Below are 16,640 nucleotides of genomic sequence, written 5' to 3'. Positions count from 1 at the left end.
CACAGGCGAAGGCTCCATATAGGGCGTTCCGCGGGGCGAAGGGCAAGCCTCGCCTGCCCGGTCAAAGCCCACATCCACGGGAGCATCGTCTCCGACGAGCGAACGGTGCGTTCGCCGCCGCACCCCACGCGTCCGCCACCGCGGCCGGCCTGACGGACTATATGACGAACGAACCCGTCTCACTGTCCGCAAGGAGCCCGCCTTGACCTCGCGCACCGTCCGCCGCGCCCATCCCGCCTACCGGGACGATATCGGCGATCTCGTCACCCGCCGCCCCCTGCCGGGGCCCGCGGTGGAGCAGATCGATCCGTTCCTGTTCCTCAACCACCACGGACCGCAGGTCTACCCGCCGAACAATCGCGGCCTGCCGTTCGGGCCGCATCCCCACCGCGGCTTCGAGACGGTGACCTTCATCCTCGAAGGGGAACTCTCCCATCTCGACACCGGCGGCCACGAAAGCATCATCCGCGCGGGCGGGGTGCAATGGATGACGGCCGGCAGCGGCCTCGTCCACGCCGAGCTGTCGCCCGAGGCCTTCAAGCGCACCGGCGGGCCGCTCGAAATCCTTCAGCTCTGGGTCAATCTGCCGGCCCGGCTGAAGATGACGGCGCCGCATTATGTCGGGCTGCAGAAGGACGAGATCCCGGTCGTGACGCTCGACGGCGGCCGCGCCCGGTTCGCGCTGATCGCCGGCACCCTCGACGGGGTGACGGGGCCGATCGCGCCGATCGGCGGCACCTTCATGTCGACGATCACCCTCGACCCCGGCGCGACAATCGCGCTGCCAGCCCCGCGGGATCGTGCAGTCTTTCTCTATCTCGTGCGCGGCGACCTCACCGTCGGCGGCACGGCCGTCGCCCAGCATCATCTGGTCGAGCTCGCGGCGGACGGGGACAGCGTCGAGATCACCGCGCCCGGGGCGGCGTGGTTCTGTTCGGCCACGCCGCGCCGTTCAACGAGCCGGTCGTCTCCCACGGCCCGTTCGTCATGAACACCCGCGACGAGATCGTGCAGGCGATCCGGGATTATCAGGCGGGCAAGTTCGGCAGCTTCGCCTGACGCGAACGGCCGGCCCCCACGGTGGAGGCCGGCCGTTCGGTTCGGTCGTCTGGCGCCGGTTCAGGCCCCGGTGAGCCAGGCCTTGGCCAGCGTGAGATCGGCCTGGGACAGGCCGTGCCCGCCGGGCAGCACCTCGTGGCGCACCGTCGCCCCGGCGTCGCGGAGCATGGCGGCGAGGCGGTTGACGTTCTCCGCCGGCACGATCGGATCGACCACGCCCGAGAGCATCAGCACGCGCTTACCGGTCAGGTCCGCCTTGGGCGGCACCGCAAGCGGCACCATCGCCCGCAGGAGGATCGCACCGGCGAGCGCCTCGGGGCGGACGAACAGGGTCGCCGCGGCGATGTTGGCGCCGTTGGAAAAACCGAGCGCAATGGGCGCCGCGAGGCCGTAACGGGTCCGGGCGGCGGCGACGAAGTCCGCGAGCTCCGCCGCGCGGCGGCGCACGTCGTCCTCGTCGAACACGCCTTCCCGCAGGCGACGGAAAAAGCGCGGCATGCCGCCTTCCAGGACGTTGCCGCGGGGCGACAGAAGCGCCGCCTGGGGCGCCACGGCGCGGCCGAGCGGCACCAGGTCGTTCTCGTCGCCGCCGGTCCCGTGAAGCAGCAACAGCGGCGCGGCGGACGCGGCGCCGGGCTCGAAGCGATGCGCGAAGGCGTCGATGCCGGCGCCCGCAACCTCAACCGTGCTCATGGTTCGTCTCCTCGAGGGTGACCGGGACGCCCCGACGGCGCCCACCGTGAAAAGCAAGAGCTGCCGGCCAGAGATCCGGTCGGCAGCCGTGAGTTCGGGACTTCGCGTTCAGGCGAGTTCGGGCAGGACGCGCTCGATCTCGCCGCGGTGCGGCTCCAGGAACGACGGCAGCTTCAAGGCCTCGCCCAGATGCTCGGCCGCCTCGTCGGCGGCGAAGCCCGGCACGTCGGTCGCGATCTCGAACAGGACGTGACCCGGCTCGCGGAAATAGACCGAGCGGAAATAGTTGCGGTCCATCTGCTGCGTGGTGCGGATGCGATGGTTCTCGTAGAGCTTGCGGACCATCTCACCCTGCTCCGCATCGTCCGCGGCGCGGAAGGCGATATGGTGCACCGAGCCGCCGCCCATCCGCGCCGGCAGGAAACCGCCCGCCTCGCGGATATCGACGATGCCGCCGATCGCGGTATCACCCGCCTTGTAGCGGATCAGCGAGCCCTCGCGCGCCGCCTCGGCGAAGCCGAGCACGTCGGTCAGGATCGCCGCCGTCGGCGCCGCCGCCTCCAGAAGCAGGCTGACGCTGTGGAAGCCGCGGAGCGCGTTCTCTACGGCCACGTCGCCACCGGCCCACGCCGGCTCGGCCTCGGCACCCGGCACGCCCACGAGGGCGAGCCGCATGCCGTCCGGGTCCTTGAACGAGAGCACGGTCTCGCCGAAGCGCTTCACCGGCGCCTCATGCGGCACGCCCTTCTCGACGAAGCGGTGTGCCCAGTAGCCGATCGCGCCTTCCGGCACGCGGAACACCGTCTCCTGGGTTTCGCCGATGCCGAGACGACCCGGCGCGACATGCTCCCAGGGGAAGAAGGTCAGGATGGTCCCCGGCGAACCCTTCTCGTCACCGAAATAGAAATGGTAGGTGCCGGGATCGTCGAAATTCACGGTCTTCTTGACCAGGCGCAGGCCGAGCACGCGGGTATAGAACTCGACATTGCGGCGGGCGGGGCCAGCGATGGCCGTAACGTGATGAATGCCTTTGTTGATCATGGTCCGATCCTCCGGTCGAAGGGCGTGTCGCCCTGTTCGTGACACCAGAGATAAGCCGATCCGGCCGCCGCGCCATGCGCTTTCGCTTGCATGCATGCAATGATAAATCTGCACCGAGGCAATTAGGCTTGCACCGGCGCTTGCATTACCGGACCGAAGCAGCCCTGCGGAGGCTCGAATGACCGACACGGACAAAGGCGCGGCGCGGCCGCGCAACGCGGCGGAACCCTTCGGCACCCTCGCCTGGGACGAGTTCCGCCTCGTCAAGGCCGTGGCCGACGCCCGCGGCCTGCCCGCCGCGGCGGCCGCGCTCGGCCTCGATCCCTCGACGGTGTTTCGCCGCCTCAAGCAGATCGAGACGGCGCTCGGCACGCCGCTCTTCGAGCGCCACCGCACCGGCTACACCCTGACCCCGGCCGGCGAGGAGATCGCGGCACTCGCCGACCGCCTCGCCAACGACATCACCAGCGTGACGCGGCGCATCGTCGGCCGCGAGCTCACGCCGGCGGGCGAACTGCGCGTGACCACCAACGATTCCCTGCTCGTCCATCTGCTGACGCCGCTGTTCGCGCGCTTCGCCGTCGCCTGCCCGGACATCCGGCTCGAGGTGATCCTCGGCAATCAGGCGCTGAATCTCTCGAAGCGCGATGCGGACGTGGCGATCCGGGCGACGGATCAGCCGCCGGACACGCTGGTCGGCCGGCGTGCGGCCCGCATCACCTGGGCGCTCTATGGCCGCGCGGCCGATTATCCCGAGCCGGACGGCATCCGGCTCGACGATCTCCTCGCCGCGGCGCGCTGGATCTCGCTCGGCGACACGTTGTCGGGTCTCAAGGCGGTGAAGTTCGTGGCGAGCCGGGTCGCGCCGGAGCGCATCGTCTACCGGGTCAATTCGGTGCTCGGGCTCGGCGAGGCGGTGGAAGCCGGGCTCGGCATCGGTCACCTGCCCTGCTTCATCGGCGACGCGCGGCCCTCGCTTACCCGCCTCGGGCCGCCGGCGCCGGAATTCGGCACCGATCTCTGGCTCCTCACGCACCCGGACCTGCGCCATTCGCCCCGGGTGCGGCTCTTCCTCGATTTCCTCGCCGAGGAGATCGCCCGACGGCGCGACTTCATCGAAGGCAACCGCGCGCCGCCGGCGTGAGACGTCGGTACCTCAGATCGCCGTGAAGGCGTTGTCGACGAAGAGGTGGGTGCCGTTGATGAAGCTCGCCTCGTCGCTGAGCAGGAACAGGGCGGCGCTCGCGACCTCGTCCGGGCGGCACATGCGGCCCTGCTGGGCGGCCATCGCCGCTTCCGACACGTCGACGCCGAAGCCGCCGAGGGCCTGAACCTCGCGGCGGCCGTGGGCGGTGTCGATGAAGCCCGGGCAGACGGCGTTGCAGCGCACGCCGCGGTCGCGGAACTCGACGCCGATCGCCCGGGCGAACATGTGCACCGCGCCCTTGGTTGTGTCGTAGAGCACCTCGGCCGGGGTCGCCGCGACCGCCGAGATCGACGAGGTGCAGACGATGGCGCCGCCGCCGGCCGCGATCATGCCCGGCAGCACCGCGCGGGTCATCAGGAACATCGAGCGGACGTTGACGTCCATCAGCCAGTCGTAGTCTTCGTCGGTGGTCTCGAGGAACGGCTTCACAACGATCGAGCCAGCATGGTTGAAGAGCGCCGTGACGGGGCCGAAAGCGGCTGTCGCAGCGGCGACCGCGGCCTCCACCGCAGCGCGGCGCGAGACGTCGGCCTCGGCGAAGATCGCCTCGCCGCCGCTTGCCCGGATCTCGGCGGCAAGCGCCTCGCCCTTGTCGCGCTGACGGTCCACGATGGTGACGCGCGCGCCTTCCGCCGCGAAGAGCCGCACCGCGGCCGCGCCGCAGCCGTCCGCGCCGCCGGAGACGAGGGTGCTCCTGCCGTTCAGTCTTCCTGCCATCTTCCGCCTCTGGTCATGAGCGTCGCACGGGCGCGCTCGGGTAGCGGGCGGATTGTGCGCCGAACCCGACGGAACGCAATCGCGACTCAAGCGCGGCGCCGCTCAGGGGGCCGCGAAGAACCGGTTGCCCGGCCGCGGCAGGCCGAAATGATCGCGCAGGGTCGTCCCCTCATAGTCGGTGCGGAACAGACCACGGCGCTGCAATTCCGGCACCACCTTCGCGACGAAATCGTCGAGCCCTTCGGGAAGGAAGGGGAACATGATGTTGAACCCGTCCGATCCCTCGGTGACGAGCCACTCCTCCATCTCGTCGGCGATCGTCTGCGCCGTGCCGACAAAGGCGAGGCCCGAATAGCCGCCGAGCCGCTGGGCGAGCTGGCGCACCGTCAGGTTCTCGCGCCGGGCGAGCTCGATCGCCCGCTCGCGGCCGGTGTGGCTCGCATTGGTCTGCGGCAGGTCCGGCAGCGGTGCGTCGGGATCGAGCTTGGAGACGTCGTGGCCGAGCGCGATCGAGAGCGAGGCGATGGCGCTGTCGTAATGGACCAGGGAATCGAGGCGGGCGCGCTTCTCCCGCGCCTCCTCGACGCTGTCGCCGACCACGACGAACGCGCCGGGCATGATCTTGAGATGGTCGCGGGATCGCCCGAGCCGGTCGAGGCGCCCCTTGATATCGGCATAGACCTTGCGGCCGTCCTCGAGCCCGGAGAAGCCGGCGAACACCACCTCGGCCGTCTCCGCGGCGAGCTGGCGCCCCGCCTCGGAGGCGCCCGCCTGGAAGATGACGGGCCAGCCCTGTACCGGCCGCGCCACGTTGAGCGGGCCGCGGACCGAGAAATAGGGCCCCTTGTGGCCGAGCACGTGCATCTTGTCCGGGTCGAAGAATATCCCGCTCTCGACATCGCGCACGAAGGCGTCGTCGGCGAAGCTGTCCCACAGGCCGGTCACGACATCGTAGAACTCGCGAGCGCGGCGATAGCGCTCGTCGTGCTCCATGTGCTCGTCGAGCCCGAAATTGAGGGCCGCGTCGGGGTTCGACGTCGTGACGATGTTCCAGCCGGCGCGACCGCCGCTCAGATGGTCGAGCGAGGCGAAGCGCCGGGCGACGTGGAAGGGCTGCTCGAAGGTGGTCGAGGCGGTGGCGACGAGGCCGATCCGCTCCGTCACCGCGGCGAGCGCCGGCAGCAGAACGAAGGGGTCGAACGACGTCACGGTGTGGCTGCGCTTCAGGGCCTCGACCGGCATGTTCAGCACGGCGAGATGGTCGGCCATGAAGAAGGCGTCGAACTTCGCCGCCTCGAGCGTCTGAGCGAAGCGCTTCAGGTGGGCGAAGTTGAAGTTCGCATCCGGGTAGGCGCCCGGATAGCGCCAGGCCCCGGTGTGGATCGTGGTGGGGCGCATGAACGCCCCGAGATGCAGGCGGCGCCGCTCGGCCATGGAACTCTCCGTGAGCGGCCCCTGGGAGGCGGAGGCCGCCCACCTATTGTTCGATATTTGTCGAACGTCGGCAAGCGGCCCGGAGCCCTCAGCCGGCCGGCACCAGGGCGACGACGGAGCTGAAGCCCTCGAATTCCGGCCCGCCGATATAGAGCGGCTTGCGCTCGCCCGCCCCCTTGTGCGCGGCGCGGAAGGCGTCGGAGCGCGTCCACGCCTCGAAGTCCTCCTTGGAGCGCCAATGGGTGTGCGAGGCGTAGAGGGTGTGGTCCTCGCGGGTCGGCCCCTTGAGCAGGTGGAACTCGACGAAACCCGGCACGCTCGCGAGATGGCTGTCGCGTTCGCGCCAGACCCGCTCGAACTCCTCCTCGGACCCGAGCTGCACCTTGAAGCGATTCATGGCGATGAACATCGCGGCGTTCCTTGATGATAGGGGGCCGGGCGAACCGCCGGCACCGGGCAAGATGGGGCGCGGGGAAGACGCTGCCAAGCCTGAGAACAAGAGCCTGAGAGCAGAAGCCTGCAGAGAGGCGTCCGGGCAAGCCCGTCGCCGGGCCTCGGCCGTTCCCGCGCGCACCAGACCGCTCGCGCCCGGATCGGGCGCCACGCTGGCCCTCCGGCGATACCGCAAATGCCATTCACTTGCAAATATGTTGCGAGCGATTGGCAACAGCGCTACGTCTTCGCTCCGTGCTTCGGCGCGGGCGGGCCGGTCCTCCGCCGACCCCGGCGCCGCACCAGCCAGAACGGAACGACGGCATGAACGGCACTCCTCCGCGCTATGGCGCCCCGCAGCGGCGCGCGTTCGCCATCAGCTTGGCCCTCACCCTCGCCGCGCTCGCTGCCGGCCTCGACCGTGCCAAAGCCGGCGAGACGGTGACCGACGGCCGCGGGCGCCTCGTGGAGATCACCGACACCAGCCGGATCGTCTCGATCGGCGGCAGCGTCACGGAAATCCTTTACGATCTCGACCTCGCCGACCGCATCGTCGCGGTGGACGACACCAGCCTCTATCCGCCCGAAGCCCTGAAGACGAAACCGTCCGTCGGCTATGTCCGCGCTCTCTCGGCCGAGGGCGTGCTGTCTCAAGGGCCGACGCTCATCCTCGCCGAGGCCGATGCCGGGCCGCCCCCGGTCGTCGACGTCCTGATGAGCGCCGCGGTGCCGTTCGTCGTGCTCGACGGGCGCAAGACGCCGGAGGCGGTGGCAGACCACATCCGTTTCGTGGCGAAGGCGGTCGGCGAGACACAGAAAGGCGACGCCCTCGCGAAAGAGGTGGAGGTCGGCTTCGACCGCCTCGCCGCCGCCCGCGCCAAGGTCGCGACGCCACCCCGGGTGGTGTTCGTGATGTCGCTCCGCGACGGCCAGCCGCTGGTCGCCGGCGAGGGCACCGCGGCGGATGCGATGATCCGCCTCGCCGGGGCGGAGAACGCCGCCAAGGGCATCAAAGGCTACAAGGCGATGACCACCGAGGCGATGGTCGAGGCCGCGCCCGAGGCCGTCATCATGATGCGCCAGGGGCCGACGCCGGTCACCGCCGAGACGGTGTTCGCGGCGCCCGCCTTCGCCGGCTCGCCGGCGGCGCAGGCGAAGCGCCTCGTGCTGGTCGACGGCCTCGGCGCTCTCGGCTTCGGTCCCCGCTCGCCTGAGATCCTGCTTTCGCTGTGCGGCGCGCTCGATCCCGCCTGCACGGCCCCCGCGCCATGACGAGCGCGACGACCCGCGATGTCACGGCGACGCGGCCACTCGGCGACCGCACCGGCCGCGGCCGCCTTACCCTCGCCGGGGCGGCCCTGGTGCTCGTCGCCGCCGCGGTCCTGTCGCTCGCGCTCGGGCCGACCGGCATCAGTCTCGACGCGGTGCCGCGGGTCGTCCGCGCGCTCCTCGCCGGCGGCACGGCAAGCCCGGAGATCGCCCGCGAACGGCTCGTCCTCGTCGACATCCGCCTGACCCGGACCGTGCTCGGCATCCTGGTCGGCGCCTCGCTCGGCATCACCGGGGCGATGATGCAGGGCCTGTTCCGCAACCCCCTCGCCGATCCGGGCCTCGTCGGCGCCTCGACCGGCGCGGGGCTCGCGGCGGTCGCCATGATCGCGCTGGGCGGCGGGGCGCTGGCGCCCGTCGTGGCCCTGCTCGGCACCGAGGCGGTGCCGGTCGCAGCGGTGATCGGCGCGTTCGCCACGACCCTCCTGCTCTACGCCATCGCGACGCGCCAGCGGCAGACCTCCACCGCGACCCTGCTCCTCGCCGGCGTCGCCATCGGCGCCTTCGCCGGCGCGTTGACGGGGCTGATCGTGTTCGGCGCCGACGACCGGCAATTGCGCGACATCACCTTCTGGACGCTCGGCAGCCTCGGCGGCGCGGCGTGGCCGAAGCTCGCCGCCGCCCTGCCCTTCTTCGCCGTCGCGCTCGCCGCCGCGCCGCTGCTGGCGCGGCCTCTGAACGCGCTGCTGCTCGGCGAGGCCGAGGCGGTCCATCTCGGCATTGCGACCGAGCAGGCGAAGCGGCTCGCCATCGCGGCGGCCGCCTGCGCGGTCGGTGCCTCGGTGGCGCTGTCGGGCGTCATCGGCTTCGTGGGGATCGTGGTGCCCCATGTGGTGCGGCTCGCCGCCGGACCGGACCATCGCATCGTGCTGCCGGGCTCGGCGCTCGCCGGCGCGGCCCTCCTGCTCCTCGCCGACACCATCGCCCGCGTCGTGGTCGCCCCCGCCGAGCTGCCGATCGGCATCGTGACCGCGGCGATCGGTGCGCCGTTCTTCCTCTGGCTCTTGCTGCGCCAGCGCTCCGGCATCGTCTGAAGGGTCCCCGGATGCAGACATCCCCTCCCGCCGCGGAACCGGCGCTGGCCGGCCGCGGCCTGCGCCTCATGCGGGCCGGCCGCACCATCCTGGACGGCCTCGATATCGAAGCAGCGCCGGGCACGGTGACGGCGATCGTCGGCCCGAACGGGGCCGGCAAGTCGACGCTGCTCAAGGTGCTGTGCGGCGAGATCGTCCCGGGCGCGGGATCGGTCATTCTGCACGGCCGGCCGATCGCGGGGATGAAGCCGGCGGAGGCGGCGGCGCGGCGGGCCGTGCTGCCGCAATCCACCGCCCTCGCCTTCCCGTTCAATGTCCGCGAGATCGCCGAGCTCGGCCTCACCGTGCCGAATTTCCCCCTCGCGGCGGCCGACCGCGCCGCCCTCGTCGCGCGGGCGCTCGCGACCGTCGATCTCGCCGACCGCGCCGACCGGCTCCACGACGCCCTCTCGGGCGGCGAGCGCCAGCGCGCCCATCTCGCCCGGGTGCTGTGCCAGCTCTGGGCCGGGACGCGGCTGCACGGCCCCGGCGTCCTGATGCTCGACGAGCCGACCGCGAGCCAGGATCTCGCCCACCAACTCCGCGTTCTCGACGTCGCGAGGGCCGAAGCGGATGCCGGCGGCACGGTCGTCGTCGTGCTTCACGACCTCAACTTGGCCGCCCGCTACGCCGACCGCATCGTGGTGATCGCCGACGGCCGCGTCGCGGCCGAGGGGCCGCCCGCAGAGGTGCTGACCGCCGCGCTCTTGCGCGACGTGTTCGCCGTCGCCCTGGAACCGGGCCGCGTACCGGGCGACGGCGTGCCGTTCGTGCTCCCGCAGGTCGCCGCCCGGCTCGACGGTGCCTCCGCCTAGCCGCCCTGCGGCAGGGCGTAGACGACGAGCGCATCGCTCACAGGCGTCTGCATGAAGTGATGGCCACCGGCCATGATCGCCAGATATTGGCGGCCATTCTCCTCGTACGTCATCGGCGTCGCCTGACCGCCGCCGGGCAGCACGTCGCTCCACACCACGTCGCCCGTCTTCAGGTCGATGGCACGAATGAGATTGTCCGTCGCCGCCGCGATGAAGATGAGCCCGCCGGCGGTGACGACCGCGCCACCGTTGTTCGGTGTGCCGATCGTGATCGGCAGCATCGAGGGGATGCCGAACGGCCCGTTGCCGCGCGCCTCGCCGAGCGGATGATCCCAGAGCGTCTTGCCGGTTTTGAGATCGATCGCGCGGATGCCGCCATAGGGCGGTTCCTTGCAGAGGAGCCCGGTGTAGGATTGCCGCCAGCCGGCATTGACGTTGATGGCGTAAGGCGCGCCGGCCTGGGGATCGCCGGCCCCTTCGGCGCCGCCGATCTCACCGCGGGTCTGATCGCGTGGAGCCCAGCCGAGGCGGTCCGCCTCGGCCCGCGGCACGAGGCGGTTGTAGTTCGGCATGTCGTTGTAATTCGCGACGATGATGCCACGCTGAGGGTCGACCGCGATGCCGCCCCAGTCCGAGCCGCCGTTGTAGCCCGGATATTCGATCCAGTGCGGGCTCACGGTGGGCGGCGTGAAGATGCCCTTGTAGCTCGCCTGCCGGAACTCGATACGGCAGATCATCTGGTCGATCGGCGACATGCCCCACATGTCGGCCTCGGTCAGATCGGGCTTCATCAGGGTGTGATAGGTCGAGAACGGCTGCGTTTTGGCCCGCTGATCGGGCTCGACGCCGCCCTGCGGCACCGGGCGTTCCTCGACGCCGACGAGCGGCGTGCCGGTGCGGCGGTCGAGCACGAAGAGATCGCCGCGCTTACTCGGCAGCACCAGCGCTGGCACCGTGCCGTTGCCCGAGGGGAAGTCCACGAGCGTCGCCTGGGAGCCGAGATCGTAATCCCAGACGTCGTTGTGGACGGTCTGGAAGTGCCAGACCGGCTTTCCGGTCTGAACGTCCAGCGCGACCAGGGAGGTTGCGAACCGCTTCTCTGCGTCGGCGCGATCGGAGCTCCAATAATCGACCGCCGAGAGGCCGAGCGGTAGATAGACGAGGCCGAGGCTCTCGTCGCCGGAGGCGGTTGTCCACATGTTCGGCGTGCCGCGGGTATAGGTCTGCCCTTCCGGCGGAAGGCCCGTGACGTCAGGCTTCGCCATGTCCCAGGCCCAGCGCAGCGCGCCGGTGACGGCGTCGTAGCCCTGGATGACGCCGGAGGGGGCATCGCGCTTCTGCCCGTCGAGCACCTGATGGCCGGTCACGACGACGCCGCGCACGATCGTCGGCGCCGAGGTGATGGAGAACATGCCCGGCGCGTGCTCGCCGATGCCGAGGGCGGTGTCGACCTCGCCGTTCTGGCCGAAATCGGCGCAGGGGCGGCCGGTGCGGGCATCGACGGCGACCAAGCGGGCGTCGAGCGTGCCCTCGATGATGCGGGTCGCGCAGGCGGAGGCCGGATCGGCACCGGGTACGGCGTAGTAGCTGACGCCGCGGCAGGCAGCTGTGTAGGGGATCGCGTCGTCCGGGACCTTTGGATCGAAGCGCCACTTCTCCTTGCCCGTCGCCGGATCGAGGGCGATCATGATGCTCTTCGGCGTGCACAGATAGAGCGTGTCGCCGACCTTGAGCGGCGTCGTCTCGGCGCCGTAGGTGTTCTTCGTCCGATCGTTCGGCAGATCGCCGGTGTGGTAGGTCCACACCTTCTCGAGCCGGCCGACATCGCCGCGGTTGATCTGGGTCAGCGGCGAATAGCGCCGCGCGGCGTAGGTCCCACCATAAGCCGGCCAATCGGCGCCGACCTGCATCGACGACGGGTCCGGCATCGGTGCGGCGGCGGCGGCCGGCAGCGCTTCGGGCGCGGGCGGCACATTCGCCTGGGTTATCCCCCACGTCGCCAGCGCCGCGACGACGACGATGGCCACCGCCATCCCGAGCGCGGCGCCCGTGCTATGCCGCGAGGGGCGCAGCCGCGCCGAGACCGCCGCCACGAGAACGAGGAGCACCGTCGGCCCGACGACGCGCGGCACCAAGGCCCAGCCGTGCAGACCGACTTCCCAATACGCCCAGACGAGCGTGGCGGCATAGACCAGCGCATAGAGAAGCGCGCCGAGCGTTCGCCGGCGGGCGAGCAGATAACCGGAAACGAGAAGACCGAGGCCCGCGAGGAGATAATAGGCCGAGCCGCCGAGCCAGAGCAGCCACGCGCCGCCGATGACGAGCGCAAGCCCGATCAGGACGATGACGATGCCGAGGATGATGGCGGCCCAGTCGCCGCCCTTGGGGCGGCCGGGCGAAACGGGGACGGCGCGCGGCGGCACGTCGGACGGCGCGGTGGCGGACATGAGGGACCTCGCGGGGTACGTTCCCACCCCCGCTGTCCTACTCACGGACGCCGCATTCGTTCCGTCTCCGGCCCCCTTTTCAATGCGGGTCGTATCGATCGCGCGCCCGGCGCAATGCTTCCGGCCCTATTCCGTGCCGGCGAGCAGCCGCTCGGCGGCGGCGCGGGCTTCCGCCGTGATGGTCGCGCCGGCGAGCATGCGGGCGATCTCCTCGCGGCGCACCGCGCCCTCGATCGGCGTCACGCGGGTCGCGACCCGTTCCTCGTCGCCGACCGAGCCGGCGGCCCCCTTGGCGATGAGCAGATGGCCGCCGGCGCGCGCGGCGACCTGCGGCGCGTGGGTCACGGCGATCACCTGGACGCCGTGGGAAAGCCGGGCGAGCCGGGTGCCGATCGCTTCCGCGACGGCGCCGCCGACGCCCGTGTCGATCTCGTCGAAGACGAGGGTCGGCGCCGAGCCGCGATCGGCGAGCGCGACCTTGAGCGCAAGCAGGAAGCGCGACAGCTCGCCGCCCGAGGCGACCTTCATCATCGGCCCGGGCCGGGTGCCCGGATTGGTGCGCACCCAGAACTCGACTACGTCGATGCCGTCGCCGCTCGCCTGGGCGGCGTTGGACGACATCTCGACCAGGAAGGTCGCGCGTTCGAGCTTCAGGGCCGGCAGTTCGTCGGCCACAGCGGCCTCGAGCGCCCGGGCGGTCTCGCGACGCCGCGCCGATAGGACGGCAGAGACGGCATCGTAGGCCACCCGTGCCGCCTCGACCTCCGCGGCGAGCACGGCGAGGCGTTCCTCGCCCGCATCGATCTCGGCGAGGTCGGCCGCCATGCGCTCGGCGAGCGCCGGCAGGTCGTCGCAGGAAACCTGATGCTTGCGGGCGGCGGCGCGGAGCGCGAACAGCCGCTCCTCGGTCTTCTCGAGCTGACGCGGATCGAACGCGGTCTCGGCGAGCGCATGGTCGAGCCCGGTGCGCGCCTCTTCGAGCGCATCGAGGGCACGGCCCAGCGCGTCGACGGTGGGGGCGATCAAATGCGGCGCCTCGGCGGCCTTGCGCTCGAGCCGCTTCCAGAGGCCGGCGATCTCGGGGATCGGCGATCCGCTGCCGTTCAGGGTCTCGGCGGCGTCGTTGAGGTCGCCCGCAACCTTCTCGACCTTCATCATCGCGGTGCGGGCGCTCGCGAGGCGCTCCTCCTCGCCCGGCTCGGGGCCGAGCTCGGTCAGTTCCTCGACGGCGGCGCGCAGATAATCGACCTCGCGCCGCGCCGCCTCGACTCGCGTGCGGTGGCGCGCGAGCGCCGCCTCGGCGGTCCGCCGCGCGGTCCAGGCTTCGGCGACCGCCCGGCGCTCGGCGTCGAGCGCGCCGAAGGCATCGAGCAGTTCGCGGTGGGCGGCGGGATCGACGAGGGCGCGGTCGTCGTGCTGGCCGTGGATCTCCACCAGCGCGGCCCCGATCGCGCGCATGAGGGAGACGCCGACCGCCTGATCGTTGACGAAGGCGCGGGTACGGCCATCGGCCGCCTGGATGCGGCGCAGGATGACGTCACCGTCGGGATCGATCGCGTTCTCGGTGAGGAGCCGGCGCGCCGGATGATCGGCCGGCACGTCGAACACCGCCGTCACCTGGCCCTGCGTCTCGCCGTGGCGCACGAGCGAAGCGTCGCCCCGGCCGCCGAGCGCCAGCGTGAGCGCATCGAGCAGGATCGACTTGCCCGCCCCGGTCTCACCGGTCATCACCGTGAGGCCGCGGCGAAAGCCGATCTCGAGGCGATCGATCAGGACGATGTCGCGGATCGAAAGCTCGACGAGCATAACCGTCCGGTCCCCCGACCCTTAATCGCGATCAGAGCAGCTTGATGTTGCTGATGCTCTGGTTGACGCTCTGGAACGCCTTGGAGATCCAGCTCTCCTTGTTCTCCTGGGGCGAATATCCGCCCGACTTCAGGAGCTCGTAGGCGCGCTTGTACCACTCGCTGTCCGGGAAGTTGTGGCCGAGCACCGCGGCCGCCGTCTGCGCCTCCGGGATGACGCCCAGCGCATAATAGGCCTCGGTCAGACGGGCGAGCGCCTCTTCGACCTGACGGGTGGTCTGATAATCCGTCACCACCACGCGGAAGCGGTTGATCGCGGCCGTGTAATCGTGCCGCGCCAGATAAAATCGCCCGATCTCCATCTCCTTGCCGGCGAGCTGATCGCGCGCGATCTGGATCTTCTTGCGCGCGTCGTCGGCATATTCGGAATCGGGGAAGCGGCGGATCAGCTCGTCGAACGCGTCCATCGCCCGCGACGTCGTCTCCTGGTCGCGGGTGACGTCGGAGATCTGCGAATAATAGGACTGGCCGATGATGTAGAGCGCGTAGGCCGCGTCCGGATTGCCCGGATAAAGCGTGACGAAGCGCTTCGCCTGATTGATGGCGTCCTGGTATTTGCCGATCGAATAATAGGTGAAGGCGGAGTTGACCAGCGCCTTCCGGGCATATTCGGAATAGGGATAGAGGCGGTCGAGGTCCTCGAACTTCTTGGCGGCGTCCTTGTAGGCGCCCTTCGCCATCAGAGCGAGGCCCTGGTTATAGAGCTGGTCCGGCGGGGTGTCGTCGAGGGTGAGGCTGTCGTCCTTCTTCGCCCCGCAGGCGCCGAGCGCGAGGGCCGTGACGATCGCACCGGCGAGCGCCGCGTGGCGCCAGCGACGGCCGGCGGCGGACGATGAATGGGCGTTGGACGATTCGCTCATCTCGACGGTTCGCACTCCGATGTTCGGCACCGCGCTACTCTCCTCGAAAGACCTTGAAAGGGCGCCCGGCCTCCCCGACCGGTCGTCCTGAGCGTTTCCGTCCCCGCGCTCGGAAGCGCGGTCGCCCGCCTCCGCTCGGCGGAAAACGCGGCGTCTCTTCTAACCGATGGCGGCGGCAGCGTCACCCTCGCAGCCGCGGGGACGGGACGGGCCGCACGCCCACCGAACCGAGCGTGCGACTGATCCCGACGACCGCGGCGGGAACATGGCCGAACGGCCCGAAAAGGCTGGAGAAAAGCGGAACGCTCGAAGCCGTGCGAGCGCCGCCCTCCCAATGCGAAAACGGCCGGTGCTTCGAGCACCGGCCGTTCCGTTCTCAATAAAGAATGTTGAGCGCGCGGCTCGACACGGCGACGCCGAAGCGATTCGCTTCCGTCGCGCGCGGATCAGCCGCGCTCCGGACCGTAGGCCGCAGCCGCGACGGCGATCTCGGCGTGGCCCTGCTCACGGCGCGGGTGCGCCGGGGCCGGCACGATCTCGTAAGCCGTCGGGTCGGCGAACAGCGCCTGGAGAACCGCGGCGTTGATGCGGTGGCCGCCCTTGTAGGAGCGATAGAGGCCGCGGATCGGCAGGCCGGAAAGCGCGAGGTCACCCACCGCGTCGAGCGCCTTGTGGCGAACGAACTCGTCCGGCCAGCGGGTGCCTTCCGGGTTGAGTACGCGGTCGTCGGCAACCGCAATCGAGTTCTCGAGTGAAGCACCGAGGGCGAAGCCCATCTTCCACAGCCGCTCGACGTCCTGGATGCGGCCGAAGGTGCGGGCGCGGGCGAAATCGTCGGCGAACACGTCCGGCGTCAGGTCGAAGGCGATCGACTGGCGGCCGATCGGCTTCAGCTCGAAATCGATCTCGACCTCGAAACGGGTCGTCGCGCAGGGCGACAGCTCGCCCCAGCCGTCGCCGATCTCGACGCGGACGGGCTTCAGAACCTTGACGAAGCTGCGGCGGGCGGCCTGGCTGAGCACGCCGACCTGACGGATCGCCTCGACGAACGGGGCCGAGGAGCCGTCCATGATCGGCATCTCGGGTCCATCGACCTCGATCAGCGCGTTGTCGATTTCGAGGGCGCGCAGCGCCGCCATCAGGTGCTCGATCGTGGAGATCGTCGCGCCGTTGGCACCGGCGAGCACGGTGCAGAGCTCGGTCGCCGAGACCGAGCGCCAGGTCGCCTCCATCACCACCTCGTCGGCGAGGTCGGTGCGGACGAACACGATGCCCGTATCGGCTTCGGCGGGATTGAGCGTCACCGTGGCCGGGGCGTTCTTGTGAACGCCGACACCGGTCAGGCTGACACGGCCCGCGAGGGTGTGCTGAAATTCGGAGTTGCGGGGGGCCGTCTTCGCGGCACGCGGCGCCGCCTCCGGCTTCGCGGACTTCACTGGCTCCGAAGTCTTGCCGGACTCGAGCGTCAAGCTTTTGTCCTGCGCACGGGCGATCGTGACCATTCCGCTACTCCCCGGAGCCGGGCGGTGCCCGGCGGTCCCGCTTCGGAGCTTTCGTCGCCGCCTCTCGATCGAGAGCAGGTCTGCGAAGGCTTCGAGGCTTACAAATACACAAGCCGTCGTTTCGTTCGGTCTGGAGGCGCCGCGTCAGCCACGCTGCGAACCCGAC

15 protein-coding genes are annotated in these 16,640 nt (G+C 70.5%); 6 read left to right on the top strand and 9 right to left on the bottom strand.

Going from position 1 to position 16,640, the window contains the following annotated elements:
- The first annotated feature begins 202 nt into the window (after positions 1–202).
- Both F0357_RS14410 and F0357_RS25505 read left to right on the top strand, forming a co-directional pair.
- Entirely contained in the window at positions 203–991 is a 789-nt protein-coding gene (locus tag F0357_RS14410) for a pirin family protein (RefSeq protein WP_208948346.1), read from the top strand.
- Positions 988–1,059, top strand: coding sequence for a hypothetical protein (locus tag F0357_RS25505; RefSeq protein WP_376767834.1), 72 nt, complete (start codon positions 988–990; stop codon positions 1,057–1,059). Before F0357_RS14410 ends, F0357_RS25505 begins: the two co-directional genes overlap by 4 nt.
- A 60-nt stretch (positions 1,060–1,119) precedes the next feature.
- Here the strand turns inward: F0357_RS25505 and F0357_RS14405 are convergent, their stop codons facing one another.
- Positions 1,120–1,752, bottom strand: coding sequence for an alpha/beta hydrolase (locus F0357_RS14405; protein ID WP_153483161.1), 633 nt, complete (start codon positions 1,750–1,752; stop codon positions 1,120–1,122).
- Positions 1,753–1,860: 108 nt separating this feature from the next.
- A complete protein-coding gene (locus F0357_RS14400; RefSeq protein ID WP_153483159.1) occupies positions 1,861–2,793 on the bottom strand; it encodes a ring-cleaving dioxygenase in 933 nt (310 codons plus the stop codon).
- 178 nt (positions 2,794–2,971) lie between these two features.
- Between F0357_RS14400 and F0357_RS14395 the strand changes: the two genes are divergently transcribed.
- A complete protein-coding gene (locus F0357_RS14395) occupies positions 2,972–3,937 on the top strand; it encodes a LysR family transcriptional regulator (RefSeq protein ID WP_153483157.1) in 966 nt (321 codons plus the stop codon).
- A 12-nt stretch (positions 3,938–3,949) separates the two neighbouring features.
- Here the strand turns inward: F0357_RS14395 and F0357_RS14390 are convergent, their stop codons facing one another.
- The 3 genes from F0357_RS14390 to hmuQ form a co-directional block, all read right to left on the bottom strand.
- Positions 3,950–4,717, bottom strand: coding sequence for an SDR family NAD(P)-dependent oxidoreductase (locus F0357_RS14390; RefSeq protein WP_153483154.1), 768 nt, complete (start codon positions 4,715–4,717; stop codon positions 3,950–3,952).
- Positions 4,718–4,819: 102 nt separating this feature from the next.
- Complete coding sequence (locus tag F0357_RS14385; protein ID WP_153483152.1) at positions 4,820–6,151, bottom strand: LLM class flavin-dependent oxidoreductase; 1,332 nt, start codon at positions 6,149–6,151, stop codon at positions 4,820–4,822.
- A gap of 88 nt (positions 6,152–6,239) precedes the next feature.
- Complete coding sequence (gene hmuQ / locus F0357_RS14380) at positions 6,240–6,560, bottom strand: heme-degrading protein HmuQ (protein WP_153483150.1); 321 nt, start codon at positions 6,558–6,560, stop codon at positions 6,240–6,242.
- A gap of 347 nt (positions 6,561–6,907) precedes the next feature.
- On the opposite strand from hmuQ, the gene F0357_RS14375 reads away from it, so the two are divergent.
- Genes F0357_RS14375 through F0357_RS14365 form a run of 3 tightly spaced genes read left to right on the top strand, consistent with a single transcriptional unit; the run spans position 6,908 to position 9,800 of the window.
- Entirely contained in the window at positions 6,908–7,855 is a 948-nt protein-coding gene (locus tag F0357_RS14375) for a heme/hemin ABC transporter substrate-binding protein (RefSeq protein ID WP_153483148.1), read from the top strand.
- Positions 7,852–8,946: a FecCD family ABC transporter permease gene (locus tag F0357_RS14370; RefSeq protein ID WP_153483146.1), complete on the top strand. Its 1,095-nt coding sequence runs from the start codon at positions 7,852–7,854 to the stop codon at positions 8,944–8,946. The genes F0357_RS14375 and F0357_RS14370 overlap by 4 nt, the downstream gene beginning before the upstream one ends.
- Before the next feature lie 11 nt (positions 8,947–8,957).
- Positions 8,958–9,800 (top strand): heme ABC transporter ATP-binding protein, encoded by an 843-nt coding sequence (locus tag F0357_RS14365; protein WP_153483144.1) that lies wholly within the window; start codon positions 8,958–8,960, stop codon positions 9,798–9,800.
- Here F0357_RS14365 and F0357_RS14360 read toward each other — a convergent pair.
- The 4 genes from F0357_RS14360 to lpxC form a co-directional block, all read right to left on the bottom strand.
- Positions 9,797–12,247: a membrane-bound PQQ-dependent dehydrogenase, glucose/quinate/shikimate family gene (locus F0357_RS14360; protein WP_153483141.1), complete on the bottom strand. Its 2,451-nt coding sequence runs from the start codon at positions 12,245–12,247 to the stop codon at positions 9,797–9,799. The genes F0357_RS14365 and F0357_RS14360 overlap by 4 nt on opposite strands.
- Before the next feature lie 126 nt (positions 12,248–12,373).
- Complete coding sequence (gene recN / locus F0357_RS14355; protein WP_153483132.1) at positions 12,374–14,053, bottom strand: DNA repair protein RecN; 1,680 nt, start codon at positions 14,051–14,053, stop codon at positions 12,374–12,376.
- A gap of 31 nt (positions 14,054–14,084) precedes the next feature.
- Entirely contained in the window at positions 14,085–14,972 is an 888-nt protein-coding gene (locus F0357_RS14350) for an outer membrane protein assembly factor BamD (RefSeq protein WP_153486995.1), read from the bottom strand.
- 446 nt (positions 14,973–15,418) lie between these two features.
- Positions 15,419–16,441: a UDP-3-O-acyl-N-acetylglucosamine deacetylase gene (gene lpxC, locus F0357_RS14345; RefSeq protein WP_281350355.1), complete on the bottom strand. Its 1,023-nt coding sequence runs from the start codon at positions 16,439–16,441 to the stop codon at positions 15,419–15,421.
- Between the last annotated feature and the right edge of the window lie 199 nt (positions 16,442–16,640).

The organism is Segnochrobactrum spirostomi, assembly GCF_009600605.1.
In the GTDB taxonomy this organism is placed as follows: Bacteria; Pseudomonadota; Alphaproteobacteria; order Rhizobiales; family Segnochrobactraceae; genus Segnochrobactrum; species Segnochrobactrum spirostomi.
The sequence above is the reverse complement of the archived record's forward strand: the minus strand, read 5'-3'. Positions and strand labels throughout refer to the sequence as shown.